At 64.6% G+C, this 25149-nt stretch carries 32 protein-coding genes and 5 tRNA genes; 25 read left to right on the top strand and 12 right to left on the bottom strand.

What is annotated here, in order from left to right; all coding sequences use genetic code 11:
* Nucleotides 1-115: 115 nt before the first annotated feature.
* The 11 genes from ACZK4Z_RS04790 to tig all read right to left on the bottom strand — a co-directional run bounded on the left by ACZK4Z_RS04790 (nucleotide 116) and on the right by tig (nucleotide 9449).
* The gene (locus ACZK4Z_RS04790; RefSeq protein WP_100437402.1) at nucleotides 116-2071 is read right to left on the bottom strand and encodes a peptidyl-prolyl cis-trans isomerase; all 1956 of its coding nucleotides are present in this window, start codon (nucleotides 2069-2071) and stop codon (nucleotides 116-118) included.
* 182 nt (nucleotides 2072-2253) lie between these two features.
* Nucleotides 2254-2330: transfer RNA gene (locus ACZK4Z_RS04785), tRNA-Asp, on the bottom strand.
* Between the two features lie 106 nt (nucleotides 2331-2436).
* Nucleotides 2437-2513 (bottom strand) — tRNA-Asp (locus ACZK4Z_RS04780).
* 87 nt (nucleotides 2514-2600) lie between these two features.
* Nucleotides 2601-2677, bottom strand: a tRNA-Asp gene (locus ACZK4Z_RS04775).
* A gap of 85 nt (nucleotides 2678-2762) precedes the next feature.
* A tRNA-Asp gene (locus tag ACZK4Z_RS04770) sits at nucleotides 2763-2839 on the bottom strand.
* A 26-nt stretch (nucleotides 2840-2865) separates the two neighbouring features.
* Nucleotides 2866-2940: transfer RNA gene (locus ACZK4Z_RS04765), tRNA-Val, on the bottom strand.
* An 11-nt stretch (nucleotides 2941-2951) separates the two neighbouring features.
* The gene (locus ACZK4Z_RS04760) at nucleotides 2952-3224 is read right to left on the bottom strand and encodes an HU family DNA-binding protein (protein ID WP_004146343.1); all 273 of its coding nucleotides are present in this window, start codon (nucleotides 3222-3224) and stop codon (nucleotides 2952-2954) included.
* A 217-nt stretch (nucleotides 3225-3441) separates the two neighbouring features.
* On the bottom strand, nucleotides 3442-5892 hold the full coding sequence (gene lon, locus ACZK4Z_RS04755) for an endopeptidase La (protein WP_049422624.1): 2451 nt from the start codon (nucleotides 5890-5892) through the stop codon (nucleotides 3442-3444).
* A 142-nt stretch (nucleotides 5893-6034) separates the two neighbouring features.
* Entirely contained in the window at nucleotides 6035-7324 is a 1290-nt protein-coding gene (clpX, locus tag ACZK4Z_RS04750) for an ATP-dependent Clp protease ATP-binding subunit ClpX (RefSeq protein WP_032129320.1), read from the bottom strand.
* 126 nt (nucleotides 7325-7450) lie between these two features.
* A complete protein-coding gene (clpP, locus tag ACZK4Z_RS04745; protein WP_004146318.1) occupies nucleotides 7451-8077 on the bottom strand; it encodes an ATP-dependent Clp endopeptidase proteolytic subunit ClpP in 627 nt (208 codons plus the stop codon).
* Nucleotides 8078-8153: 76 nt separating this feature from the next.
* Nucleotides 8154-9449, bottom strand: coding sequence for a trigger factor (gene tig / locus ACZK4Z_RS04740; protein ID WP_049400909.1), 1296 nt, complete (start codon nucleotides 9447-9449; stop codon nucleotides 8154-8156).
* A 562-nt stretch (nucleotides 9450-10011) separates the two neighbouring features.
* On the opposite strand from tig, the gene ACZK4Z_RS04735 reads away from it, so the two are divergent.
* The 21 genes from ACZK4Z_RS04735 (at nucleotide 10012) to ACZK4Z_RS04635 (ending at nucleotide 22232) form a co-directional block, all read left to right on the top strand.
* Complete coding sequence (locus ACZK4Z_RS04735) at nucleotides 10012-12447, top strand: DNA-directed RNA polymerase (protein ID WP_005412423.1); 2436 nt, start codon at nucleotides 10012-10014, stop codon at nucleotides 12445-12447.
* A 44-nt stretch (nucleotides 12448-12491) separates the two neighbouring features.
* Nucleotides 12492-12635 carry a hypothetical protein gene (locus ACZK4Z_RS04730; protein WP_005412422.1) on the top strand — a complete coding sequence of 48 codons (144 nt, stop codon included), beginning with the start codon at nucleotides 12492-12494 and terminating at the stop codon, nucleotides 12633-12635.
* Nucleotides 12628-12912, top strand: a complete 285-nt coding sequence (locus ACZK4Z_RS04725) for a hypothetical protein (RefSeq protein ID WP_005412421.1) — start codon at nucleotides 12628-12630, stop codon at nucleotides 12910-12912. Before ACZK4Z_RS04730 ends, ACZK4Z_RS04725 begins: the two co-directional genes overlap by 8 nt.
* Entirely contained in the window at nucleotides 12912-13070 is a 159-nt protein-coding gene (locus ACZK4Z_RS04720) for a hypothetical protein (RefSeq protein WP_154267700.1), read from the top strand. Before ACZK4Z_RS04725 ends, ACZK4Z_RS04720 begins: the two co-directional genes overlap by 1 nt.
* Nucleotides 13070-13735, top strand: a complete 666-nt coding sequence (locus ACZK4Z_RS04715; RefSeq protein ID WP_004154595.1) for a hypothetical protein — start codon at nucleotides 13070-13072, stop codon at nucleotides 13733-13735. Before ACZK4Z_RS04720 ends, ACZK4Z_RS04715 begins: the two co-directional genes overlap by 1 nt.
* Nucleotides 13719-14156 carry a RusA family crossover junction endodeoxyribonuclease gene (locus tag ACZK4Z_RS04710; protein WP_157178715.1) on the top strand — a complete coding sequence of 146 codons (438 nt, stop codon included), beginning with the start codon at nucleotides 13719-13721 and terminating at the stop codon, nucleotides 14154-14156. The genes ACZK4Z_RS04715 and ACZK4Z_RS04710 overlap by 17 nt, the downstream gene beginning before the upstream one ends.
* Nucleotides 14157-14519: an N-acetylmuramoyl-L-alanine amidase gene (locus ACZK4Z_RS04705; protein ID WP_004154593.1), complete on the top strand. Its 363-nt coding sequence runs from the start codon at nucleotides 14157-14159 to the stop codon at nucleotides 14517-14519.
* An 11-nt stretch (nucleotides 14520-14530) separates the two neighbouring features.
* Entirely contained in the window at nucleotides 14531-14917 is a 387-nt protein-coding gene (locus tag ACZK4Z_RS04700) for a helix-turn-helix domain-containing protein (RefSeq protein ID WP_004154592.1), read from the top strand.
* Entirely contained in the window at nucleotides 14914-15093 is a 180-nt protein-coding gene (locus tag ACZK4Z_RS04695; protein WP_004154591.1) for a hypothetical protein, read from the top strand. The genes ACZK4Z_RS04700 and ACZK4Z_RS04695 overlap by 4 nt, the downstream gene beginning before the upstream one ends.
* A gap of 151 nt (nucleotides 15094-15244) precedes the next feature.
* Entirely contained in the window at nucleotides 15245-16711 is a 1467-nt protein-coding gene (locus tag ACZK4Z_RS04690; RefSeq protein ID WP_005412418.1) for a toprim domain-containing protein, read from the top strand.
* A 165-nt stretch (nucleotides 16712-16876) separates the two neighbouring features.
* Complete coding sequence (locus tag ACZK4Z_RS04685; RefSeq protein ID WP_005412417.1) at nucleotides 16877-17125, top strand: hypothetical protein; 249 nt, start codon at nucleotides 16877-16879, stop codon at nucleotides 17123-17125.
* 10 nt (nucleotides 17126-17135) lie between these two features.
* Nucleotides 17136-17786 carry a Gabija anti-defense Gad2 family protein gene (locus ACZK4Z_RS04680; protein WP_005412416.1) on the top strand — a complete coding sequence of 217 codons (651 nt, stop codon included), beginning with the start codon at nucleotides 17136-17138 and terminating at the stop codon, nucleotides 17784-17786.
* Between the two features lie 12 nt (nucleotides 17787-17798).
* Nucleotides 17799-19673 carry a DNA polymerase gene (locus ACZK4Z_RS04675; RefSeq protein WP_049417451.1) on the top strand — a complete coding sequence of 625 codons (1875 nt, stop codon included), beginning with the start codon at nucleotides 17799-17801 and terminating at the stop codon, nucleotides 19671-19673.
* Nucleotides 19655-19993 (top strand): hypothetical protein, encoded by a 339-nt coding sequence (locus tag ACZK4Z_RS04670; protein ID WP_050483582.1) that lies wholly within the window; start codon nucleotides 19655-19657, stop codon nucleotides 19991-19993. Before ACZK4Z_RS04675 ends, ACZK4Z_RS04670 begins: the two co-directional genes overlap by 19 nt.
* Nucleotides 19990-20355, top strand: a complete 366-nt coding sequence (locus tag ACZK4Z_RS04665) for a hypothetical protein (RefSeq protein WP_005412414.1) — start codon at nucleotides 19990-19992, stop codon at nucleotides 20353-20355. Before ACZK4Z_RS04670 ends, ACZK4Z_RS04665 begins: the two co-directional genes overlap by 4 nt.
* Before the next feature lie 28 nt (nucleotides 20356-20383).
* The gene (locus ACZK4Z_RS04660) at nucleotides 20384-20509 is read left to right on the top strand and encodes a hypothetical protein (RefSeq protein ID WP_005412413.1); all 126 of its coding nucleotides are present in this window, start codon (nucleotides 20384-20386) and stop codon (nucleotides 20507-20509) included.
* The gene (locus tag ACZK4Z_RS04655; protein ID WP_005412412.1) at nucleotides 20506-20754 is read left to right on the top strand and encodes a hypothetical protein; all 249 of its coding nucleotides are present in this window, start codon (nucleotides 20506-20508) and stop codon (nucleotides 20752-20754) included. The genes ACZK4Z_RS04660 and ACZK4Z_RS04655 overlap by 4 nt, the downstream gene beginning before the upstream one ends.
* Nucleotides 20751-21062 (top strand): hypothetical protein, encoded by a 312-nt coding sequence (locus tag ACZK4Z_RS04650; protein WP_005412411.1) that lies wholly within the window; start codon nucleotides 20751-20753, stop codon nucleotides 21060-21062. The genes ACZK4Z_RS04655 and ACZK4Z_RS04650 overlap by 4 nt, the downstream gene beginning before the upstream one ends.
* On the top strand, nucleotides 21059-21208 hold the full coding sequence (locus ACZK4Z_RS04645) for a hypothetical protein (RefSeq protein ID WP_005412410.1): 150 nt from the start codon (nucleotides 21059-21061) through the stop codon (nucleotides 21206-21208). The genes ACZK4Z_RS04650 and ACZK4Z_RS04645 overlap by 4 nt, the downstream gene beginning before the upstream one ends.
* Nucleotides 21205-22038 (top strand): hypothetical protein, encoded by an 834-nt coding sequence (locus tag ACZK4Z_RS04640; RefSeq protein WP_004154583.1) that lies wholly within the window; start codon nucleotides 21205-21207, stop codon nucleotides 22036-22038. The genes ACZK4Z_RS04645 and ACZK4Z_RS04640 overlap by 4 nt, the downstream gene beginning before the upstream one ends.
* Nucleotides 22026-22232 (top strand): hypothetical protein, encoded by a 207-nt coding sequence (locus tag ACZK4Z_RS04635; protein WP_005412408.1) that lies wholly within the window; start codon nucleotides 22026-22028, stop codon nucleotides 22230-22232. The genes ACZK4Z_RS04640 and ACZK4Z_RS04635 overlap by 13 nt, the downstream gene beginning before the upstream one ends.
* Nucleotides 22233-22257: 25 nt before the next feature.
* On the opposite strand, the gene ACZK4Z_RS04630 is transcribed toward ACZK4Z_RS04635, so the two are convergent.
* The gene (locus ACZK4Z_RS04630; RefSeq protein WP_032961816.1) at nucleotides 22258-22566 is read right to left on the bottom strand and encodes a hypothetical protein; all 309 of its coding nucleotides are present in this window, start codon (nucleotides 22564-22566) and stop codon (nucleotides 22258-22260) included.
* Between the two features lie 68 nt (nucleotides 22567-22634).
* Here ACZK4Z_RS04630 and ACZK4Z_RS04625 point away from each other — a divergent pair, with 68 nt between their 5' ends.
* From ACZK4Z_RS04625 to ACZK4Z_RS04610, 4 genes are all read left to right on the top strand, one after another.
* A complete protein-coding gene (locus ACZK4Z_RS04625; RefSeq protein ID WP_004154581.1) occupies nucleotides 22635-23171 on the top strand; it encodes a deoxynucleotide monophosphate kinase family protein in 537 nt (178 codons plus the stop codon).
* 64 nt (nucleotides 23172-23235) lie between these two features.
* Nucleotides 23236-23415 carry a hypothetical protein gene (locus tag ACZK4Z_RS04620; RefSeq protein WP_005412407.1) on the top strand — a complete coding sequence of 60 codons (180 nt, stop codon included), beginning with the start codon at nucleotides 23236-23238 and terminating at the stop codon, nucleotides 23413-23415.
* 20 nt (nucleotides 23416-23435) lie between these two features.
* The gene (locus ACZK4Z_RS04615) at nucleotides 23436-23588 is read left to right on the top strand and encodes a hypothetical protein (protein ID WP_005412406.1); all 153 of its coding nucleotides are present in this window, start codon (nucleotides 23436-23438) and stop codon (nucleotides 23586-23588) included.
* Nucleotides 23581-25137, top strand: a complete 1557-nt coding sequence (locus tag ACZK4Z_RS04610) for a portal protein (RefSeq protein WP_005412405.1) — start codon at nucleotides 23581-23583, stop codon at nucleotides 25135-25137. Before ACZK4Z_RS04615 ends, ACZK4Z_RS04610 begins: the two co-directional genes overlap by 8 nt.
* The last annotated feature ends 12 nt before the right edge of the window (nucleotides 25138-25149 follow it).

Below are 25149 nucleotides of genomic sequence, written 5' to 3'. Positions count from 1 at the left end.
TCGCGGGATGGTCGGCGCAAAAAGCAGTCGAGCATGGCTCGACTCTACATAGCCGCAAGCACAAAAAAAGGCCCGGCATTGCCGGGCCTTCTTCGATCCTGCCCCGCCGCGAGGCTTACAGGTTCTCTTCGGTGGTCTGGATCACGAACTTCCTGCGCATCGCCTCGACGTAGGCCTTGGCTGCGGCCATGCCGTCGATCTGGCTCAGCTGATCCTTGAGCTGCTTCTGCTGCTCGGCGGTCACTTCCTTGATGTCGCCCGGGTTGACCTTGTTCACTGCGAACAGCAGCGCGTGGCCGTTGACGTCGACCTTGCCGTAGCTCGGCTTGCCTTCCGCCGGCACCGGCGCACTGAAGATCGCGCGGTTGATTTCCGGGGTCGGCACCGGCTGGCTGCGCGGCAGGCCCGGCATCGGGCTCAGCTGCAGCTTCTCGCTGGCGGCCAGCGACTGCAGGGTGGCACCAGCCTTCAGCTTGGCCAGCACGGCGTCGGCGGCCTTGTCGCTGGCCTGGCGCTGGCGGTCGGCGCGGATCGCGGCGATCACCTGTTCACGCGCCTTGTCCAGCGGCGTTGCCTGTTCCGGGGTATGCGCGGCAACGCGGATGACCACGCTGTGGTTGGTGGCACCGCCCAGGGCGATCGGGTCGCTGGCAGTACCATCCTGCACCAGCACTTCGGAGAAGGCCGCACGCAGCACAGCCGGATCGGTGGCGATGCCACTGGCGGTTGCGCGGGTGATCGGGCCCAGGGTCTGCAGCGGCAGGTTTACTTCCTTGGCCGCAGCAGCCAGATCACTCGGGCTCTTGTTGATGGCATCGACCAGGTGGCCGGCCAGCTCGTTGAAGCCGCGCTCGCCGTCGGCCTTCAGCTGCTCGGCGGCCAGCGTGTCACGCACTTCCTCGAACGACTTGCCTTCGCCGCCACGCACCGCGGCGACCTTGATGACGTGGTAGCCGAAGTCGGTCTTGACCGGGCCGATCACGTCACCCGCCTTGGCGGCGAACAGGGCGTCTTCGAACGGCTTGACCATCGCGCCACGCTCGACCCAGCCCAGATCACCGCCCTGGTCCTTCGAACCCGGGTCTTCCGAATTGGCCTTGGCCAGTGCAGCGAAGTCGGCACCCGCCGCCTTGGCTTCGGTGGCGATCTTGTTCGCCTTGGCTTCGGCACCGTCACCGGTGATCAGGATGTGCGCGGCCTGGCGCTGTTCCGGCGAAGTGAACTTCGCCTTCTCGTCCTCATAGCGCTTGCGCAGGGTCGCTTCGTCGGCCGCGGTCGGTGCCGGCAGGTTGGCGCCATTGATCTCGACGTATTCCAGCGACACGCTTTCGGCCTGGCGGAAATCCTTGCCGTGGCTGTCGTACCACTGCTTGATCTGCTCATCGGTGACCGGCGCGGTATCGGCCGGAACCTCCGGCAGCGCGGCCAGTTCGACGTCGCGGGTCTCACCCAGCAGCTTCAGCAGGCGCTCGGTCTCGGCCTGGGTGACGAAGCCCGAATTCTGCAGGCCCGACGGGATCACCGACTGCTGCAGGCTCTCGCGCACCAGCTCCTGGAACTGCGTGGGGGTACGCGGCGGATTGCCACCGGCCAAGGCCAGGCGGTAGTTGTTCTCGTTGAACTTGCCGTTCGAATCGAGGAAGGCCGGGATGGTGGCGATGTACTCGCGCACCGCGCCATCGCCGATCACAACACCGGCCTGCTCGCCCACCAGGCGCACGACCTGCTCGTCGATCAGCTGATCGAGCACGGCCATCTTGTTTTCAGTACTTTCGAACGCGCGCGGGTCGAAGTTCTCGCCCTGCTGCTGGCGCTCACGCATGCGCTCCTGCTCGAAGCGGGTGCGGAAATCCTGCGCGCTGATCTCGTGGTGCTGCCACAGCATGCGCACCGGCCACCACGACGGTGCCGAACGCCACCAGGTCGGAGGCGCGGAAACCTTGGCCACGTTCTGTGCGCCAACGCCACCCAGGTAGCTGTTGTCGATCACGAACAGGAACGGAATCATCAGCAGCCCCAGGATCACGGTGACGATCCAGCCTGAGGTCTTGTCGCGGAGTTTCTGCAGCATGGTGAGGAATCACAAGGCCTGATTGGCGAGCCCGGCAGTGTAACCCGCTTCGTCGCAGGGACCAAAAGCAGCGCCGGCGCGGCCTGCGCCGATCTCCGCGGACCTGTGCCGTCAGCACCTCGGCAGGCCTGCCGCAGGGCACAAAGAAAAAGCCCCCGGCTTGCGCCGAGGGCTTTTAAAGTTGGCGGAGCGGACGGGACTCGAACCCGCGACCTCCGGCGTGACAGGCCAGCATTCTAACCAGCTGAACTACCGCTCCGCGCTGAAACTTTGCAGGCGCCCAGTATATCCGAAGACTCCCTGGAAACCCAGCCCGATGAACACTTTTTTCAAAGTTTTTTCACAGGGACTTAAGAATTCTGCAATGGCGGAGCGGACGGGACTCGAACCCGCGACCTCCGGCGTGACAGGCCAGCATTCTAACCAGCTGAACTACCGCTCCGTTCTTGCAAAAACCTTTTCGCCTTCCTTCCGAACCTGTCGGTGAGAAGACAAGGCCCCCAGCTTTAGGCCGGGGGCCTCGATGTAGTGGCGGAGCGGACGGGACTCGAACCCGCGACCTCCGGCGTGACAGGCCAGCATTCTAACCAGCTGAACTACCGCTCCGCATTGTTGCTATTTCCTGTTTTCCCACCGGCCTGGACCAGGGAGAAAACAAAGCCTCCAGCTTTTGGCCGGAGGCCTCGTTGAATGGCGGAGCGGACGGGACTCGAACCCGCGACCTCCGGCGTGACAGGCCAGCATTCTAACCAGCTGAACTACCGCTCCACACTCAAACTTTTACCGCGGTGCTGTGGTGGGTGCTGAGGGTTTCGAACCCCCGACCCTCTCCGTGTAAAGGAGACGCTCTACCGCTGAGCTAAGCACCCCAGCGAGCCGCTTAGTTTACAGCATCCTTCAGGGCCTTACCAGCCTTGAACGACGGATTCTTCGAAGCAGCGATCTTGATGGTGTCGCCGGTCTTCGGGTTGCGGCCGGTGCGGGCAGCACGGTCGCGGACCTGGAAGGTACCGAAGCCAACCAGGGTGACCGCATCGCCGTCCTTCAGCGCCTTGGTGACGGCAGCAACGACGGCATCGACAGCGCGGCTGGACTCGGCCTTGGTCAGGTCGGCAGCTTCAGCAACGGCATCGATCAATTCGGTCTTGTTCATTCTCTACAACTCCTTTGGCGGTGGGTTCCGCTTATTCGACAGGGAAGCAACCGCACGCCTTCTGCATGCGGCCGCCATGTGGAAACGGTTCGCCGATTCAGTCATCGCTGACAGCGATCACTCATTCGCGAGTGCTGCTTTTATACCAGTGGCCCTACCCCCACGCAAGCTGGAAAGCCAGCAACGACGCGGGTTTCGGGCCATCGGACAGCGCGCGTCAATGCTTGACGCGCGCGCTTCCACTCGGTTTGGCCTTGCTGCGCACCGTGACACGCTGCGCACTCTTGCGCGCCTTCTTCGGTGCCAGCGGGCGCTCCAGCGCCAGGTCCAGGACTTCTTCGATGTACTTCACCGGCACGATCTCCAGATCGCGGGTGACGTTGGCCGGAATGTCTGCAAGGTCCTTGCGGTTCTCTTCCGGAATGATGACCGTGCGGATACCACCGCGCAGTGCGGCCAGCAGTTTCTCCTTCAAGCCACCGATGGCGGTGACACGACCACGCAGGGTGATCTCACCGGTCATCGCCACGTCGGCACGCACCGGCACCTTGGTCAGCATCGACACCAGCGAGGTGACCATTGCCGCACCGGCACTCGGTCCGTCCTTCGGCGTGGCGCCATCGGGCACGTGCAGGTGCACGTCGTGCTTCTGCAGGAAGTCGCTGTCGATGCCAAAGCCCACGGCGCGCGAACGCACCACCGACAACGCCGCCGACGCCGATTCCTTCATCACGTTGCCGAGCTGGCCGGTCAGGATCAGCTGGCCCTTGCCCGGCACCAGCGTCGATTCGATCTGCAGCAGATCGCCACCGACTTCGGTCCACGCCAGGCCGGTGACCAGGCCGATCTCGTTCTCTTCCTCGGCGCGGCCGAAATCGAAGCGACGCACACCCAGGTACTTGTCCAGGTTCTTGCTGGACACGCTCACCAGCGCCTTGGACTTCTTCGCGCCCTTCTTCGCCTTCACCGGCTGCGGACCGGCCAGCGCGATCTCCTTCACCACCTTGCGGCAGATCTTGGCGATCTCGCGTTCCAGGTTGCGCACGCCCGATTCGCGCGTGTAGTAGCGCACGATGTCCTGGATCGCATCGCTGCCGATCTCCAGTTCTTCCGGCTGCAGGCCGTTGGCCTTGATCTGCTTCGGCACCAGGTAGCGGGTGGCGATGTTGAGCTTCTCGTCCTCGGTGTAGCCGGGGATGCGGATCACTTCCATGCGGTCCAGCAGCGGGCCGGGAATATTGAGCGAGTTCGAGGTGGCCACGAACATCACTTCGGACAGGTCCAGGTCCACTTCCAGGTAGTGGTCGTTGAACGCGTTGTTCTGCTCCGGGTCGAGCACTTCCAGCAGCGCCGACGACGGATCGCCACGGAAGTCCATCGACATCTTGTCGATCTCATCCAGCACGAACAGCGGGTTCTTGCTGCCGACCTTGTTGAGGTTCTGCACGATGCGACCCGGCATCGAACCGACGTAGGTACGACGGTGGCCACGGATCTCGGCTTCATCGCGAACGCCGCCCAGCGACATGCGCACGAACTTGCGGTTGGTAGCCTTGGCGATGGACTGGCCGAGCGAGGTCTTGCCCACGCCCGGCGGCCCGACCAGGCACAGGATCGGGCCCTTCATCTGCTTCACGCGCGACTGCACCGCCAGGTATTCAAGGATGCGCTCCTTGACCTTCTCCAGGCCGTAGTGGTCGGCGTCGAGGGTGTCCTGCGCGGCCTTCAGGTCCTTGCGCACCTTGCTGCGCTTCTTCCACGGCACGCCCAGCAGCCACTCCAGGTAGTTGCGCACGACCGCCGCTTCGGCCGACATCGGCGACATCTGCTTGAGCTTGTTCAGTTCATTGCGTGCCTTGGCTTCAACCGCCTTCGGCATGCCGGCTTCGGCGATCTTGCGGGCCAGCTCTTCCAGCTCGCCTGGTGCGTCGTCCAGGTCACCCAGTTCCTTCTGGATGGCCTTCATCTGTTCATTGAGGTAGTACTCGCGCTGGCTCTTCTCCATCTGCGACTTCACGCGGCCGCGGATGCGCTTTTCCATCTGCTGCACGTCGATCTCGCCATCGACCAGGCCGACCAGCATCTCCAGGCGGTCACCGACGGCCAGCGTTTCCAGCAGGCGCTGCTTGTCGGCCAGGCGCACGCTGATGTGCGCAGCGATGGTGTCGGCCAGGCGGGCCGGCTCATCGATGCCCGACAACGTCTGCAGCAGCTCCGGCGGCAGCTTGCGATTGGTCTTCACGTACTGCTCGAACAGCGACATCAGCGAGCGGGCGATCGCCTCCACCTCGCGTGCTTCGCGCTCGTCGGTGGCGTCGATCTCCACGGCCTGGCCGTGCAGCGAGCCGTTACGCTCGTCGACGTGGGTGACCTGCACGCGCGACAGGCCTTCGACCAGCACCTTGATGGTGCCGTCGGGCAGCTTCAGCAGCTGCAGCACCTGCGCCAGCGTACCGACCTGGTAGAGGTCGGCCGCATGCGGGTCGTCGGTCTCGGCCGACTTCTGCGCCAGCAGCAGGATGCGCTTGTCCGCTTCCATTGCCTGTTCGAGCGCGTGCATGGACTTGTCACGGCCGACGAACAGCGGGATGACCATGTGCGGGAACACCACTACGTCGCGCAGCGGCAGGACCGGCAGGTCGAGGGTTTCACTTGGGGAACGGGCCATGGGGGCTCCAGGGAAGGGGAAAACCGCCTCCGGGAGGGCATCTTCCGGAGACAAAAAAAGCCGATGGCCCCGTTATGGGGCCATCGGCTTTCAGATGCAAGGCATTCCTTGAAAATCCTTTCCAATCAACAACCTGGAAGGATCACTCGGCGCCTGCGGCCTTCTGTTCAGGGGCCGCCGGGGTCTGGTAGATCAGGTACGGCTCGGACTTGTGCTCGATCACCGACTCGTCCACCACCACCTTGCTGACGTTTTCCTGCGACGGCAGGTCGTACATGGTGTCCAGCAGGACCGATTCGACGATGGTGCGCAGGCCGCGTGCACCGGTCTTGCGCTTGAGCGCCTTCCTGGCGATGGCCGACAACGCGTCCGGACGGAACTCCAGCTCGACGTTCTCCATCTCGAACAGCTTCTTGAACTGCTTGGTGATGGCGTTCTTCGGCTCGGTCAGGATCCTGATCAGGGCCGGCTCGTCCAGCTCCTCCAGGGTCGCCACCACCGGCAGGCGGCCGACGAACTCGGGGATCAGGCCGAACTTGATCAGGTCTTCCGGCTCGACTTCGGCCAGCACCTTGCCCACTTCCTGCTTGCGCTCGCTGCTCTTCACCTTGGCGCCGAAGCCGATGCTGCCGACGTCGGTGGAACGGGCCTGGATCACCTTGTCCAGCCCGGCGAACGCTCCGCCGCAGATGAACAGGATGTTCTTGGTGTCCACCTGCAGGAATTCCTGCTGCGGGTGCTTGCGGCCGCCCTGCGGCGGAACGCTGGCCACGGTGCCTTCGATCAGCTTCAGCAGGGCTTGCTGCACGCCTTCGCCGGACACATCGCGGGTGATCGACGGGTTCTCGCTCTTGCGCGAGATCTTGTCGATTTCATCGATGTAGACGATGCCCTGCTGCGCCTTCTCGACGTCGTAGTCGCACTTCTGCAGCAGCTTCTGGATGATGTTCTCCACGTCCTCGCCCACGTAACCGGCTTCGGTCAGCGTGGTGGCGTCGGCCATGGTGAACGGCACGTTGAGCAGGCGGGCCAGGGTCTCGGCCAGCAGCGTCTTGCCCGAACCGGTCGGGCCGACCAGCAGGATGTTCGACTTCGCCAGTTCGACGTCGTCGTTCTTCTGCCGGCTCTCGATGCGCTTGTAGTGGTTGTACACGGCCACGGCCAGCGTGCGCTTGGCGCGGTTCTGGCCGATCACGTACTGGTCGAGGACCTCGAGGATCTCGCGCGGTTTGGGCAGCGAACTGCGCGCCGACTGCGCCTTTTCCTCAAGTTCCTCACGGATGATGTCGTTGCACAGCTCCACGCACTCATCGCAGATGAATACGCTCGGACCCGCAATCAGCTTGCGCACTTCATGCTGGCTCTTGCCGCAGAAAGAGCAGTAGAGGATCTTGCCGGTGTCCGTGGAACGACCTTGGCGGTCTTCGCTCATGCTTCGCTTACCCAGTTACCCCACCCGCTGAACGGGGGTTCGATTCGAGAATAGCACAGGGCCGAGGGGACACCAGTCCCGCCCGACCCTGCAGGAACGGGGCCTCCATGGCCCCGTGATGGCCGGTCAGCCGGCCTGGATCGACTCGTCCGGACGACGCTCCAGGACCTGGTCGACCAGACCATAGGCCTGCGCCTCGAAGGCGCTCTTGAAGTTGTCGCGCTCGGTGTCGCGGGCGATCGTCTCCAGCGACTGGCCGGTGTGCTTGGCCAGCACCTCGTTCAGGCGCGAACGCAGGGTCAGGATCTCACGCGCGTGGATGTCGATGTCGGTGGCCTGGCCCTGGTAGCCACCCAGCGGCTGGTGGATCATCACGCGCGAGTTCGGCAGCGCATAGCGCTTGCCAGCTTCGCCCGCGGCCAGCAGCAGGGCGCCCATCGAGGCGGCCTGGCCGATGCAGGTGGTGCTCACATTCGGCTTGATGTACTGCATGGTGTCGTAGATCGCCATGCCGGCGGTGACCACGCCACCCGGCGAGTTGATGTAGATGTTGATGTCCTTTTCCGGGTTCTCCGACTCCAGGAACAGCAACTGCGCCACCACCACGTTGGCCATGTGATCGTCGATCGGGCCCACGAGGAAGATCAGGCGCTCCTTCAACAGGCGCGAATAGATGTCGTAGGCACGCTCGCCGCGGCTGGTCTGCTCGACCACCATCGGAACCAGGTTCAGGGCTTTGGTTCGGTTGTCCATTACGTGAGGTACCTATTTTGGGGGGCAACAACCCCGCGCCGGCAAAGGCGCGGGGCATCCGGTGATCCGCCCGGGCTTACTGGCGGATCGCGTCCTGGAACGACAGCTTCTCTTCGGTGTGCTGGGCACGCTCGGCGATCCAGTCGATCACCTGCTCTTCCATCACACGGTTCTGCAGGCCAGACATCAGCTGGGGGTCGTTGCGGTACATCTCAATGACCTGTTCCGGCTCTTCGTAGGTCGAAGCGATCAGGCGCATCGTTTCGTTCAGGCGCTTGGCTTCCAGGCGCAGGTCGTTGATGCGGGCCACTTCACCGACCAGCAGGCCGACCAGCACGCGCTTGGCGGCCGCTTCCTTGAAGCCTTCGTGGGCATCGGCCGGGATCTCGCCGACGTTCTGGCCGTTGCGGCGGATCTGCTCGACCTGCTGGGCCAGCATGGCGCGGGCTTCGTTCTCGACCAGGCGCGGCGGCATTTCCACCGACGAGTAGGCGGCGATCAGCTGCTCGCCCACTTCGCGGCGCAGGCGGTTCATCAGAGCGCCCTTCAGCTCGCGCTCCAGGTTGGCGCGGATGTCGCTGCGGAACTGCTCGACGTCGCCGCCCTTCACGCCGAAGCTCTTGATGAAGGCTTCGTCGACCGCCGGCACGACCGGCTCGGACACTTCGGCAACCTTGACGGTCACCTGCACGGTCTTGCCGGCCAGCACCGGCACGCGCCAGTCAGCCGGGAACTCGACGTCCAGGGTCTTTTCTTCGCCCTTGGCCAGGCCGACCAGGCCCTTTTCGATGGTGTCGAACATCATGCCCTGGCCGAGCACGATCGAACCCTTCTCGGTGCCCTCGGCCGGCAGGCGCTCTTCGCCGGCCTGCGACCAGGTTTCCACCGCGACCAGGTCACCGTCCTGCGCGCCACGGCTGACCGGGGCCCAGGTACGACGCTGGTTCTGCAGGTTCTCGATCATCTGGTCGATGTCGGCGTCGGTGATCTCGGCACTGTGGCGCACGACGGTCAGCTTGCTGACGTCGATGTCGCCGAAGTCCGGCACCACTTCCACGGTGGCCACGAAGGAGAATTCACCCTCGTCGCCCTTGTCGATGCGCGGGCTGCCGACGATGCGCAGGTCGTGCTCACGCACGGCGGCATCGAAGGTTTCGCGCAGCAGGCCGTCCAGCGCCTCGCCACGGACCTGCGCGCCGAAGCGCTGCTCGATCACCTTGGCCGGCACCTTGCCCGGACGGAAACCCTTGATGCGGGTGGTACGGGCGATTTCGCCCAGGCGGCCGACGATGTGGCTCTGCAGACGCTCTTCCGGCAGCGAGAAGCTCAGGCGGCGTTCCAGGTTGCCGGTGGATTCGATCGAAGCTTGCATGTTGACTCCTGCCACCGGTGGCCCACGCCCCCGGCTCGATGATTGGGATGAAACGGTTGTAAGGACACGACGTCTGGGACGCGCCTGCTTGCCGCAGCCCTTTAGTTTCGCCCAATTCGGCCTGCACTGCCAGCGCGTGCCGGTCAAGGGGGCGCAGATGGCCCGATCAGGGCGGGGACAGGCCGGCACTGGTGCGAAAGGGGGGACTCGAACCCCCACGCCTTGCGGCACTGGAACCTAAATCCCGAAGCCCCTGCCGATTAGTGCTGACCACTCAACTACTTACAGCGTTCCAGTCTATCAGGTGACGCTTCGGGTGACATATAGGTGACGCCGGGTGCCGCGACAGGTGACACCAGGTGACGCCGAATAAAGTGGTCATCTTCGGCGGACCTCCTCCTAGGACAACCATTCAGAACTACTCATTGCTGTTCACCACCGAGGACTACTACAGTTCCACATAGGTCCACCCAGGACCAACAACCGAACCACTCAGGACCGTACCGGGCAGCCCCCGGTGCGGTCCTCCCGTTTTGACTTTTGCATCCCCCGAGGGCAAACGATGACGACTTGGCAAGAGAACGACCTGCACGCCGCCCAGCTCGAACTGGAGAAGGAAAGCACCAGCCTGGGCATTGCCCGCTACGAGAAGATCAGGGAGCAGCGCCAGGAGGCCGAGACCGGCCCCGGCCGCAAGCTGGTCATGGAGAGCATCGACGCCACCGCCGCCGCGATCATGGCGTTCGTGGCCGAAGCCGACACCGGCAAGCCGGGCAAGCGCCACGCCGCCCTCAAATTCATCCGCCACCTGAACCCCCACGCCCTCGCCTATCTGACCAGCTTCACCTGCGTCAACGCGCTGGTCGCCGATCACCGCAAGGCGGTGTCCGTGGCGATCACCCTGGGCCACGAGGTCGCCAACGAGATCAACTTCTCCCTGCTCCGCGAGAAGCACCCCGGCCTGTACCGGGTCGTCCAGGAGCAGCTCAAGAAGTCCACCTCGGCCCGGCACTCCACCGCCGTCATGCGGCACGTCATCGCCGACGCCGAGTTCGCCCCCGAGGACGACAAGCGCCTCTACCTGTCCGACAAGGACGCGCTGCTGGTGGGCATGAAGCTCATCGAGCTGTTCGTCGAGGCGACCGGGCTGGTCGAGCTGGTCACCGTCGCCGAGCGCGGCAAGCGCCACCTGCTCATCGCCGGGAATCAGAAGGTGCTCGACTGGCTGACCAAGGCCCACGACAGCGCCGCCCTGTACCAGCCGGTGCTGATGCCGATGGTCGTCCCGCCCCGTCCGTGGACCACGCCCCGCGACGGCGGCTACCTGACCGACATCGGCGGCCGGGCTGACCTCGTGCGTACCCGCAACCGCGCCTACAAGCGCGAGCTGGCGCTGGTCGATATGCCCAACGTCTACCAGGCCCTCAACGCCATCCAGGCAACCGCCTGGAAGGTGAACGTGCCCGTCCTAGAGGTCATGCGCGAGCTGTGGAACGCAGGCGGCGGTGTCGCCGGGCTGCCGGAGCGTGAACTGATGGACCTGCCGAGCCGCCCTGCCCTGCTGGAGACCGACCCGGACTACTTCAAGGAGCACCACGCCGACGAGTTCAAGGAATGGAAGCGCGACCGCGCCAAGGTCTACGAGGCCAACGCGCGCAGCGTGTCCACCCGCCTCGCCGCCGCGCAGAAGATCGCCTTGGCGGAGAAGTTCGCCGAGTACCCCGCGATCTACTTCCCTCACAACCTCGACTTCCGCGGCCGGTGCTACCCCCTGCCCCCGACGCTGACCCCGCAGGGTGATGATGCGGCCAAGGGCCTGCTGACGTTCGCCCAAGGCGTGCCGCTCGGCGAGGACGGTGCCTACTGGCTCGCCATCCACGTCGCCAACTGCTTCGGCGTGGACAAGGTGTCGTTCGAGGAGCGCGTGGCCTGGGTGCGCGAGCACGAGGAGCAGATTCTCGACAGCGCCCTCGATCCGCTGGACGGCCAACGCTTCTGGATGGACGCCGACAGCCCGTTCTGCGCGCTGGCAGCGTGCTTCGAGTGGCTCGGCTACAGCCTCAACGGCCGCGATCACGTCTCCCATCTGCCCATCGCGCTCGACGGCTCCTGTAACGGCCTCCAGAACTTCTCGGCCATGCTCCGCGACTCCGTGGGCGGTGCAGCCACCAACCTGATCCCGCAGCCGAAGCCCGCCGACATCTATTCGCGCGTGAAAGACGTGGCCCAGGAGAAGCTGCGCGCCCGTGCCGAGAGCGGCGACCCGCTGGCGATCAAGCTGGACGGCCAGCTCACCCGCGACATCGTGAAGCAGCCGGTGATGACGCTGCCCTACGGCGTCACGAAGTCGGGCATGCGCGCCCAGGTGCTCTCCAAGTTCAAGAAGCTGGGCATGGAGGACGATTGGGAGACCGCCGAGTACCTGGCGACCCTGCTGTGGGAGTGCATCGGCGAGGTCGTGATCGCAGCCCGCGCGGCGATGGACTGGCTGCGTGACGCCTCCAAGGTCGCCTCGTCGGCCGACCTGCCGGTGAGCTGGACGACCCCCGCTGGCTTCCCGGTCCTCCAGGAGTACCGCGAGGAGGAAGGCGTCCGCATCCGGCCGCACGTCGGAGGCCGCGAGGTGAATTTAGTGGTCAACATCGGCGGTACTAAGCTCGACCGTCGCAGGCAGACCCTCGGGATCAGTCCGAACTTCGTCCACTCCTGCGACGCCAGCCACATGATGCTGACCACCTGCCTCGCGGCAGAGAACGGCATCGAGTCGTTCGCCATGATCCACGACTCCTACGGTACGCACGCGGGCCAGGCAGCAATCCTCGCCGCCGCACTCCGGCAGGCGTTCGTCGATCAATACAGCGGCGACGTACTGGCCGACTTCCGACAGCAACTCGTCGAGCAGCTCCCGCCAGAAGCGGCAGAGAAACTCCCACCCCTCCCGCCGCATGGCGACCTGGACCTCAGCCTGGTGCTGGAGTCGCGCTATTTCTTTGCCTAGTCCATCCCCCTTTGGCAATTGATACCCCAAGCGAGAACATCAACATGAGCATCAACTACCAGCACGCACTGAACACCTACGTTGCCCAGGACCACTTCGGTGTGGTCCTCGGCATCTACAACCCGGCCGAACACGGCACGGTCGAGGAGTTCAAGCACCGCATGACGGAGCTGCACGCAGGTGCGTGATCGCGTCATCGACGGACTGCACTCACGTTCTGCCGAGAGCGCCGCACGCGGCGCTTTCGTAGTGATCGACAGCGTGCAGTCCCTCGGCCACCCGGCCGATCAGGTGATCGGCTTGGCGTGCGCCTTCAAGAACTTCTGCGAAGTGCTCGGCCTCGATCCGATGGAAGTGCTGCGGGTCGTCTCGCGCATGGAGCAGGACTGCCGCTACCGGCAGGTCAACACCCTCAACGCCGTGCGCCGCTACGCGGAGCGCGAGCTGAAACCGCACTACCCGTGATGCGTGACCCGATCACCGACGCCTTCATCGACGAGGCGCTCATCGGCTTCGACATCGACGAAGCCTTCGGCATTTCCGCCGACACCCCGTTGACCGCCGCCGCTGACCTGTGGCGCGCGGGCATCTATCTCCCGACCAACTACGAGACCGACAACTGATGGCAACCAAGAAGCGCGAACGATTCGTCTCCCCCAAGGGCACCGCCGTGTGGCCGCGCCTGAACGAACCGGACACCAAGTTCAAGCCGGAAGGCGAATACACCGTGAGCCTGGCGTTCGACCCGAACGACAAGGACTTCAAGGCGCTGGCGAAGAAGCTGGAAACCCGGCGCGACGAGCTGTTCCAGGAGTTCCTGAGCGAGAACCCGAAGAAGAAGAAGGGTGCCGAAGTGGCCCCGGTGTTCACCGAAGAAACCGACGAGAACGGCGATGACACCGGCCGCGTGCTGGTGAAGTTCAAGATGAAGGCCAGCGGCGTCAGCAAGCGCACCGGCAAGAAGTTCACCATGCGCCCGGACATCTTCGACGCCCGCGGCAAGAAGATCGACAACCCGCCGCAGATCGGCGGCGGCAGCGAACTCAAGGTCTCCTACGAGATCGGCGGCTCGTTCGTCGAGTCGGCCAAGAAGTTCTACCTGACCTGCTACATGGTCGCCGTCCAGGTGATCGAGCTGGTCGAGTTCGGCCAGCGCAACGCCAAGGACTACGGCTTCGGCGAGGAGGACGGCTACGAGGCCGCCGACAGCGCGCCGTTCAGCGACAGCGATGACGACTCGGACGACGACAGCGACTCCGACGACGAGGGCGATGACGGCGACTACTGATCCGCTGTCGGTCATCGTGAACACCGCGAGGGGGGCCAAGCATTTGGCCTCCCTCACGTTCCCGTTTGACCCGGTGCCCGCCTCGCGCCCGAAGGTTTCGCGCTGGGGCGTCTACTACGGCAAGACCTACAAGACCTGGAAGGAAGCCGCAGAGAAGCATCTGCCAGCCGGTGATCTGGACCTGTCGCCGACCGATCCGGTTTTAGTGGTCATCATCGCGGTATGCAAACGCGCCAAGACCTCGAAGGCCGCGTTTCCCAAGGGCGACGTGGACAACCTCGCCAAGGGGCCGATGGACGTTGTGACCAAAGCCACCGGCTATTGGGCCGACGACAAGCAAGTCATGTGGCTGCTCTCCGGTAAGCGCTGGGCGCAGCCGGACGAAGAACCACGCACCGAAGTCCACCTCTACAAACTCTAAGTGCGCCTCAAACCTCTGGAATCGGTAGAGGCGCTGTTCGTCCTCGCCAGCATGACCCGCCCCGAGCAGGTCACGACCGGCGAAGAACTCGCACGCCTGCACCGCTCGCAGGGCTACTCGAAGATCGCCGTCCACTTCGTCATCGAACGTGACGGCTCGATCTACGACGGTCGCCCGCTGAATCAGCCCGGCGCTCTCGCCGGTAAGCACAACCAATCCGCATACCAAGTCTGCCTCCTGGGCGGCGTCAACGACGCCATGCAGCCCGAGGACAACTTCACCGAAGCCCAACACGCCGCGCTGCGACGCCTGCTCGCCGCCTACGGCAAGCCCGTCGTGTGGGCACCTGACTTCCCTCGATAGGAGAACCCAACGTGAAACCGCTGCCCCCGCAAACCCAGGTCGTCCTGGATCACCTGCGTCGCCACTCGCACCTGACCTCGTGGCAGGCCGAAGGCGTCTACCGCATCCGCCGCCTCGCCTCGCGCGTCGATGAGCTGCGCGCTGCTGGCTTCGAGATCGAAACGCAGACCTGCGAGGACGCCTCGGGGCAGCGGTACACGCGCTATCGCCTGTCGCGCCGTCAGCGCCGCAGCAAGGCTCCGCTCCTGGAAGCGCGCCGCGCTCCGAAGCAGTACCGCGTCGATGCGCTGCTCCAGCTGTATCGCAACTACTGCACCGACGAGCTGGGCCTCGACGCCAACGATGCGACCGAAGAAGTCGCCGCATTCACCAAGTTCCTGCTGGAGAAGAACGCATGACCAACACCGCTACCACCGTCATTCCGTCCGCGATGCGCCTGGCTTTCGAGCGCGCATGGGCGCGCGCCGACAAGCCGTTCCGCGGCCTGGGCCGCACCGTCAAGGGTGCGCTGAATCGTCGCCTCGGCATTTCCTACCGCAAGCGCATGTGGTCCGTGGAGCGTGCAAAGCGCTGACTCCGAATACCTCCACAAAGAGCCGTGCCCGAACTGCGGCAGCAAGGACAACCTTGCGCGCTACAGCGACGGGCACGGCTACTGCTTCGGCTGCGGTCACTACGAGCCAGCCGAAGGCGAGGAGGTCTCTCAACCCACCAGCAGGAAAACCATGAGCGACTTTGCGAAGGGTGAACCGCAAGCCCTGGCGAAGCGCGGTATCACTGAGGAAGCATGCCGTAAGTACGGCTACTGGATCGGCAAGGACAAGCACGGCAAGACCGTGCAGATCGCCAACTACAAGCGCGATGGCGGCATCGTCGCGCAGAAGCTCCGCTACCCCGACAAGAAGTTCTCATTCATCGGCGACTCGAAGGCGTGCGGGCTGTTCGGCCAGCACCTCTACGAACCGGGGCGACGCCTCGTCATCACCGAAGGCGAGATCGACGCGCTCTCCGTGGCGCAGGCACTCGGCCTCCGCTGGCCGGTGGTGTCCGTTCCGAACGGAGCGCAAGGCGCGGCCAAGTCCATCAAGCGCGAGCTGGAGTGGGTCAACGGCTTCGACGAGGTTGTGCTCATGTTCGACATGGACGAACCGGGCCAAGCCGCCGCGCAGGAAGTGGCGCTGCTGCTGACTCCCGGCAAGGCCAAGATCGCACAGCTCCCGGCGAAAGACCCGAACGAGCTGCTCCAGCGTGGCGATGCCGAGGCGATCACCCGCGCCATCTACGAAGCGCAGACCAAGCGCCCCGATGGAGTGGTGACGTTCGGCTCCCTCAAGGAGAAGGCACTCAAGCCGGTCTCGATGGGCATGCCTTGGCACGACCCGCGCCTCACCGCGCTGACCTACGGCAAGCGGTACGGCGAGGTCTACACCTTCGGCGCGGGCACCGGCATCGGCAAGACCGACTGGCTGATGGAGGAAGCAGCCTTCATCGCGCAGGAAACCGGCGACCGCGTTGGCCTGTTCTTCCTGGAGCAGCAGCCGGTCGAGACGGCGAAGCGCATGGCAGGCAAGGTTGCTGGCCGCCGCTTCCACGTCCCCGATGGGAGCTGGACGCAGGAGGAGCTGGAAGCCGCGTTCGAGATTCTCGACAAGGGCCAGGTGTTCATCTACGACCACTTCGGCTCGTCCGAGTGGGACGTGATCGAAGCCAAGATGGCCCACATGGTCGTCGCCGAGGGCGTCAAGCACATCGTCCTCGACAACCTCACGTCGTTTGCGGCCGGTGCCGAGGACGAGCGGAAGATGCTGGAGGACACGATGGCGAAGATCGCGCAGTTCGCGCAGCGCCACCTCATCTGCATCTACCTGGTCTCGCACCTCGCCACGCCGGAAGGCAAGCCACACGAGGAAGGCGGGCGCGTGATGCTCCGCCACTTCAAGGGCAGCCGCGCGATTGGCTTCTGGACGCACTTCGCGTTCGGCCTGGAGCGCAACACGCAGGCCGAGAACGAGGCCGAGCGCAACTGCACGACCTTCCGCGTCCTAAAGGATCGCTTCACCGGCCAGTCGAACGGCCAGGTTCTCTACTACAGCTACGACCACGCATCCGGCCGCCTGCTCAATGCAGATGCTCCGGGCGAATACGGCGACTTCGCCGACGAGTCATCCGATGTATCCACCTCCGACTACTGACGGCCGCTCGGTCGTCGGCTTCATCCCAGCTGATGCGCCGCTCTCCTTCGCTGAGAGCCTCGTTCTCCCCTACCAACTCCCGCGCTCCGACCAAGCCTGCCGTGTCATGTACGGCAAGCCTGGGCGGCGCGTGGTCATCCACATCAAAGCCGAGGAACTACCCCAATGAAAGAGATCGTCGCCATCGCAATCGACCTGCTGACCGCTCCGTTCCGCAAGGACACCGTGACCGACGTGGTGAAGGTGCTGGAGGGCCAGGTGGACAAGCTGTTCAAGATCAGCGCCGACCGCATCGCCACCGCATCGACGCTGCGCGACAAGGCCGATGTCCTGCACTCGCAGGCCGACGAGCACGAGGAAGAAGCCGAGCGCGCCCTGCGCGTCGCCGAGCGCTTCACCAACCTGATCCGCTAAGGGACCAACCATGACTGCCGAGCAACACGCTCGGTCCCTGTTCGACGTGTTGCCGGCCGAAGTCCGCCACCTGGTGATCCTGGGTGGCGGAAGCCTGCGCGCGTTCTACGACGGGACCGAAATCAAGGACATCGACTGCTTCTTCGTGTCACTGGCGAGCTACACCTACGTGGCCGCGTACCTGAGCGGCCGTAACGACTGGACCAGCGAGGCCGCTCCGAACGGCATCCGCAACTTCCGCTCGCCCGAGGGTCACCTCGTGAGCCTGATCGGCTTCGAGTTCGGTACGCCGCACGAGCACTGCGCCCGGTTCGATCTGCGGTGCTGCGCCCACGTCGCCATCTACGAACCCAGCACCGACGAGGTGGTGGTCGTATCCCTCGAAGGCGCGGTTGCCGACGCATCGGAGAAGCTGCTGTTCGTGCTGAACAACAACGGCACCGAGCGCACCATCCGCCGCATCACGCACTACGTCGAGGATTACGGCTACACGCTGCATCCCGACCAGCCCGAGCAGGACGAACTGTTCGAGGACGACGACTTCCCCGGCCACGCGCCGCAGGGCGTCCACACGCCGCCGAAGGCCCCCGAGCCGGAGTACATCCTCCGCGCCCGCCGCCGCGTCCGCGCAATCCCCGTAACCAACCACGGCTACCCGTAAGGAGGACCGCCGTTGATCCTCGTATTCGACTGCGAGACCAATGGCCTCCTCGACGAACTTGACACGATCCACTGCATTTCCCTCCAAGAGGTAGATGAGACCGGCGCACCGCGCGGTCCCATCCTGTCCGCCAACGATCACGGCACGGGCGAAATGACAGTCCGTCAGGCCGTCGAGAGGCTCAAGAAGGCCAAGCGCGTTGTCGGCCACAACATCGCCGGATTCGACATTCCGGCTATCGCCAAGGTGTTCCCGGACTTCAAGGTCCAGGCGTACTTCGACACGTTGCTGATGTCCACGCTGGTCTACCCGGACCTCAAGGACCGCGACTTCAAGGCCCGCAAGAAGCAGGGAGCGAACCCGGTGTTGCCGGGCAAGCTGATCGGCCGCCACGCCCTCGAAGCGTGGGGCTACCGCCTCGGTCGCTGGAAAGGCGACTACGCGGCGCAGATGGCCGCACGCGGCCTCGATCCCTGGGCACAGTGGTCTCAGGAAATGGACGACTACTGCGACCAGGACGTTGCGGTCACGCAAGCGCTGTTCGCGTTGCTGATGAGCAAGGGCCTCCCTACCGAGGCCATCGAGCTGGAGCAGGCCGTCGCGCCGATCCTCTCGCGTCAGCAGCGCTACGGCTACCTGTTCGATCAGGAGAAGGCGCGTGAGCTGGAGTGCATCCTCGTGTCCCGGCGCACTGCGCTGGAGGCCGAGCTGCGCAAGGTCATTCCGCCGTGGAAGGTGGTGAAGCGCAAGTTCGTACCGAAGCGCGACGACAAGCGCCGCGGTTACGTCAAGGGCGTGGAGGTCACGACCTACAAGGACGTGGTGTTCAACCCGGCAAGCCGCCAGCACATTGCTGACCGCTTGACTGCAATGTACGGCTGGCAGCCCCAGGAGTTCACCGAGAAGGGCCAGCCGAAGATCGACGAAGAAGTCCTGGGCGCGCTCAAGTTCCCGATCATCCCGCTCCTGCTGGAGCACTTCATCGTCAACAAGCGCCTCGGCCAGCTCGCCGAAGGCGACGAGGCGTGGCTCAAGGCCATCAAGAAGGACGGCCGCATCCACGGCAGCGTGAATCAGAACGCAGCGGTGACCGGCCGCATGACGCACTCGAAGCCGAACATCGCTCAGGTGCCGAAGGTCCAGCACTCGAAGGAGAAGGGAATCCTCAAGGGCCAGGAAGGCGGCTACGGATTCGAGTGCCGCTCGTTGTTCTGCGTCCCAACAGGGAAGCTCCAGGTCGGCGCGGACGCCTCGGGATTGGAGCTGCGCTGCCTGGCGCACTTCATGGCAAAGCACGACGGCGGCGAGTACGCCAAGGTCATCCTCGAAGGCGACATCCACTCCGTCAACCAATCGGCGGCAGGACTGCCAACCCGCGACAACGCCAAGACCTTCATCTACGCCTTCCTCTATGGGGCAGGCGACGCGAAGCTCGGCTCCATCGTTGGCAAGGGTCGCCAGGCCGGGGCGAAGCTCCGCTCGAAGTTCCTGGCCGGGCTGCCTGCGCTGGAGAAGCTGGTACGCGGGGTCAAGAAGCGCGCGGCCGAGAAGGGATACCTGATCGGTCTCGACGGCCGGAAGCTGCACATCCGCAGCGACCACGCCGCGCTCAATACCCTGCTCCAGTCGGCCGGTGCGCTGGTGATGAAGAAAGCCCTGGTGATCCTCGACGCCGACCTGCAAGCCGCAGGGTTGGTGCCGGGCGTCCACTACGAGTTCCTCGCCAACGTCCATGACGAGTGGCAAATCGAAGTGGACGAGGACAAGGCCGAGTTCGTGGGCAAGACCGCCCAGGCTGCCATCCGCAAGGCTGGCGATTACTTCGGCTTCCGCTGTCCGCTCGATGGCGAGTTCAAGATCGGAAGGAATTGGGCCGAGACGCACTGACCCGCGGCAAGCGGGACATTGCACTCGCCCTGGTGCGCCAAGCGAAACGCCGGGCAGCTAGGAAGGGACTGCCGTTCGACCTCACGTCGGACGACATCGTGGTCCCCGACTTCTGCCCGGCACTGGGCATCCCGCTGTACCGCGCTGTCGGGCGCAAGGCCCAAGGCCCCAACTCACCCACGCTCGACCGCATCGAACCTGACCTCGGCTACGTCCGGGGCAACGTGCGCGTGATCTCCGCACGCGCGAATCAGATCAAGTCCGACGCGACTCCCTCGGAGCTTCTGCGAGTCGCCTGTTACGTCCAAGAGAACCGATGAACCCAACCAACATCCTGCGCGCCCTCGCGGCGCTGCTGGTCGTTGCCGCGCTCGCGGCAGGCGGCTTCGCAGCCTGGAAGTACACCGCAATGGCCCAGCGCGTGACGGAGCTGGAGGAGTCGGCAAAGGAACTGGCCGACCTCAAGCAGACCGTCGAGACCCTCAACCGCGAAGCCGTGCGCCGCTCTGCCTTCGATGCAGCGCTGCGGAACGCCCGCGCCACCACCAACCGCTCTGTGGAGATTGCAGCAAATGCTGACCCGGAAACTGGCGATTACCTGTCTCGCCGCATTCCTGACGAGCTGCGCCGCGCACACCTCGAAAGTCGTGCCGGAGCAGTTCCTCCAGCCGACCGTCATTGAGGGCACGCACTCCTCACTCGACGCCGTGATGGCTGACCCGACCACCACCACCTACGACCTCTACCGCTTCGGCGGCAACGCCGAGGACGGCCTCCAGCGTTGCAACGCCGACAAGGCGAGCGCCCTGGAAGTCCTCAAGGAATCGAACCGATGAACGAGAACCGGCTTCGCGTGCATTTCATTGGCGGCCCCGCTGACGGCGATGTCCGCGTGATCGATCCGTGTACCACCTACCGCGTGGCTGTGCTCGAACACCAGCCCGAGGTTCATGCCTACAACGCCAAGTGCCCGTGCTGCACCGAGCGCATGCTGCGCCCCGTGGAGTGGAGCACCGCGACCTACTTCATCCGCCGCGTTAGCGAGAAGTGCTGGGTCGCCGTACACGAGAGCATGGTATGAAGCGCGCTCTCCTGATCCTGGCGCTGTGTGCTGGCCTCGCTGCGTGCGATATGAAGCCCTGGCCGCCGAGTGCGGACTATGGCTCGTGCCTGAAAGGGCACAGCGAGAACTCCTACATCATCATGTGGCAGTCGATGTGTACGGGGAACTCCTGCACGCAGATTCCGTACACCATCCCGACCACCGACTTCGTGTGCGACGAGCACGAGTACCCGCTCGGCGACGGCCCGGAGTACCAGGCCGGAATGAAGCGCTACGCCGCCGAGCTACAGGCGTGGTATGAGCGCTACCCGGAGAAGCGGCCATGACTTCCTACGTCACCTATCGGCCACCGCAGGCGGCCGGTTCCTGGGTCATTGGCGGCAACTTCTTCGTGCAGGTCCGGGAGCGTCCGAACTGGCTGCACCGCTGGTTCGCGCTGGCGTTCCTGGGATGGCAGTGGGTGGACGCATGAACAAGCGCGGCCCCCTGCTACTGATCGACGCCGATGTGCTGCGCTACCAGCTCGCGTTCTCGAACACCGCGAACATCGACTGGAACGGCGACGGCAACAAGGTCGAAGCGATCCAGCCCGAGCGCGCGAAGGCGAAGCTGGAGGACTACATCGACGAGATCGTCGAGAAGTTCGGCGCGCGTGATTACCTGCTGGCCCTGTCCTGCAAGAAGCACAACTTCCGCAAGGACATCGACCCAACCTACAAGCTCAACCGTGCCAGCAAGGACAAGCCTGCCCTGTGGTACGTGCTCGACGAGTTCGTCTACGACGAGTTCGGCGACAAGATCGTGGAGATCGAGAACCTGGAAGGTGACGACGTGCTGGGGCTGCTGGCCTCGCACCCGAATCCGAAGCGCGCGCCAGGCAGCCGCATCGTCGTGTCCATCGACAAGGACATGCAGACGATCCCCGGCATCCGTCTCTACAACCCCAACCGTCCCGACGTGGGCGTCCGGCCGATCTCGGCTCACGACGCTGACCTGTTCTGGATGAAGCAGGTGCTCACGGGCGACCAGGTGGATAACTACCCCGGCTTCCCCGGCATCGGCCACAAGGGCGCGGACGAGCTGCTCATGCCCATCCACGAGGCGTACCGCGATGCGTCCGTCGAGGAGCACCTCGGCGCGCTGTGGAACACCGTCGTCACCACCTACACCACCCGCATCCCCCGCGGCGGCACCGAGCCGCTGTCGAAGCACGATGCGATCCGCCAAGCACGCCTCGCGCGAATCCTGCGCTACGGCGACTACAACCCCAAGACCAAGGAAGTGAAGCTGTGGAAACCCTGATCCTGTTCATCACCATCGTCGCCGTGCTGGCCGTGCTGTTCGCCTTCGTCGCCTACGGCGCTGCCTGGCTGTGGTGGCGCAGCCTCAACACCCTCGAACGCACCCTGTACCGCTCGGCTGGCAGCGTCAAGCTGTGGCCGGCCGCTGTCGGCGTTGCTGGCGCGGCTTGGCTGATCGCCCGGTGTTTCGCCTGACGACAACCAAGCCACCTGATCCTGCTTACCGCAACTCGTCCACGTAGAACTGCTTCCAGTGTGCAATCTCTGACGGATTCCGACTTACGGGTTCTCGGCTATTGAAAACCCAAAGCTGGATCGCCTTCGGCGTAGTCAACGTTTCATACGTGCAGCTGAACTCAGTGAGCTTATCTGTGATGAGCTGCTTGGCCGCATCGTAGCGCTCTCGCTGAATTCCTTGTGCTTGCCCTGATGCCACGAGCGCATCCATCGCCTCCTGTAGGCCATAGAGCTTCTGTGCAAGCTCAGAGATTTCCGCTCCGTTTGTGTTACTCGGCGTAGAACTCGCCATACCTGTCTCCTTCCATAACGAACACGAATTGTACCCGGCTAAGGCCGGGTTTCTCTTTTGGAGTCCCCATGAAGATCATCGGAATCACCGGCCGCGCCCGCAGCGGCAAAGACACCCTGGCCGAGTTCCTGGTCAGCGACCACGGCTTCGTGAAGCTGTCCTTCGCGGCCCCGATCCGCGCCTTCGTGGCGGACATCACCGGCCTGCCGGTGTCCGCGATGGAGGACGGCCCGCTCAAGGAGGAGCCGCTCGACTGGCTCAACGGGCAGACCCCGCGCCGCCTGATGCAGACCGTGGGCACCGAGTGGGGCCGTGAAATGATCGACCGCGACCTGTGGGTCAAGGTGGTCGCGCAGAAGATCCGTCAGGCCCGCCGCGACGGCGCTGCTGGCGTCGTGGTGTCGGACGTTCGCTTCGACAACGAGGCGCAGTTCATCCGTGAGTGGGGCGGCCAGGTGGTCCAGGTGCTCCGCGACAGCGCGGCCCCGGTCTCGGCGCATGCCTCCGAGGCAGGCGTCCACGGCGACCTGATCGACACCGTGATCGACAACAACGGCCCGATCCACCGCCTGCGGATGGTCGCGGAATCGCTGGCCCGACTCTAAGGGTTTAGTGGTCATCATCGGGGGAAACGACAGTTTCCCCACCTATTCATAACCCAGGAGTTCTATGCAAATCCCTCTGCACTCCTACGACCTGATCGACCTCCTGGACGAACTGCACCCCGAAGTGATCTACGACCCCGCCAAGCCGAAGGAGGAGTTCCTGCTCCGGCAGGGCGAGCGCCGCCTGATCCTCCGGCTAAAGGCGCTGCGGAAGGTCGAGCAGATGGAGCACCGCGCCCGCTAATCATGTGCAGCAAGCCCAACATGCCGGACCAGCAGGAGAAAGACCCGATCCTGCTGACCCGCCAGGACACCCAGCCGACCGGCCACGCGGCCGATCAGCGGCGTAAGTCCAAGGTCCGACTGGACCTGAACAACGCAACGCAGTACCAAGGACTGACCATTCCGAATGGCTGACGCCAAGCAGACCTCGGCCGAGAAGCAGACGGCCGCGAAGCGCTACGGCGATCTCAAGTCCAACCGCAAAGAAGCCGAGACGCGCGCCAAGCGCTGCGCCAAGGTTACCCTGCCCCGCCTGTGGGTGGACGAGGGCGCGAAATCGCGTACCCCCGGTTCCGCCTACATCGACACCGGCCCGAAGTGCGTCAACGCCCTGGCCTCGAAGATCGTGCTGGCCTGGCTCCCGCCGAACGCCTCGGTGTTCAAGCTCGCGCCTGACCAGGCAGTCGCCGAGAACATCGCCGAGCAGGCTGGCGTGGAGACCTCCGAACTGGAGGCCGCGCTGGTGGACGTGGAGCGGGTCATCGTCAACGACCTGGAGACCAGCGGCGTCCGCCCGGTCCTCAGCGAGGCGGCCAAGCACGCCATCGTCCTCGGCAATTTCCTGCTCTACGACCCCGACGAGGGCAAGCCTAAGCTGTATCCGCTGACCTCCTACGTGACCGACCGCGACGGCCTGGGCAACGTGCTGGAGATCATCACGCTCGACAAGATCGCCCCGGCCATGCTGCCGGACTCGATCCGCGCGGCGGTGATGCAGAAGCTCGCCCAGGAACGCGACGAAAAGACCAAGAACGACGACGTGAACCTCTACACCTGGGTGCGTCGCTCGGAAGATGGCAAGGAGTGGGAAGTGGTCCAGGAGGTCGAGGGCGTCGAAGTCCCCGAGACCGTGGGCACCTACCCCATCGACGCCTGCCCGTGGATTCCCCTGTGCGCGCCGCCGTCCCTCGTGGACGACTACGGCGAGGGCTTGGTCTACGACTACGTGGGCGCGTTCGAGTCGCTGGAGGCGCTGCGCAAGGCGATCCGTAAGGGTGCCGCCGCGCTGGCGAAGATCATCATGTTCCTCAAGCCGACCTCGACGATCCGCGAGCGCCAGCTCACCGAGGCCGAGTCCGGCGCGGTGCTGCGTGGCGAGGCCAGCGACGTGACCACGCTCCAGCTCCAGAAAGCCTACGACCTGAACTTCGTGCGTCAGGAGGCCGAAGGGCTGGCGAACTCGCTGGAGCTGATCTTCGGCGTGAAGTCCGCCGTGCAGCGCCCCGGCGAGCGCGTGACCGCCTACGAAATCCGGGTGCTCACCCAGGAACTCGACGACGCCCTCAGCGGCTTCATGGCGATGTCGGGCGAGCAGCTCTTGCTGCCGCTGATCCGCCGCCGCCTGCACAAGCTCCAGAAGCAGGGTCGCCTGCCCGAGCTGCCGCAGGAACTCATCAAGCCGCGCATCACCGTTGGCATCGCCGCCCTCGGCCGCGGCCACGACCTGAACAAGCTGATCGAGTTCGGTCAGGCAGTGGATGCGCTTGTCGGCGCAGAGGAGAAGGCGCGCCGCCTCAACAGTGGCGAGGCGATCTCCCGACTGGCCGCCGCTTCCGACATTTCCACCAAGGGCCTGATCCGCTCCGACGACGAGCTTGCTGCCGAGCAGCAGGACGCCTCGGCGCAGGAGGCGATGGTCCGTGCCGCTCCGAATATCGCCTCAGCGATGACCCAAACCCCGTAACCCCGAGAAGGA

This window comes from Stenotrophomonas sp. 71799_Sma (assembly GCF_056482505.1).
Note: the sequence above shows the minus strand (reverse complement) of the source record. Positions and strands in the feature narration are given on the sequence as shown.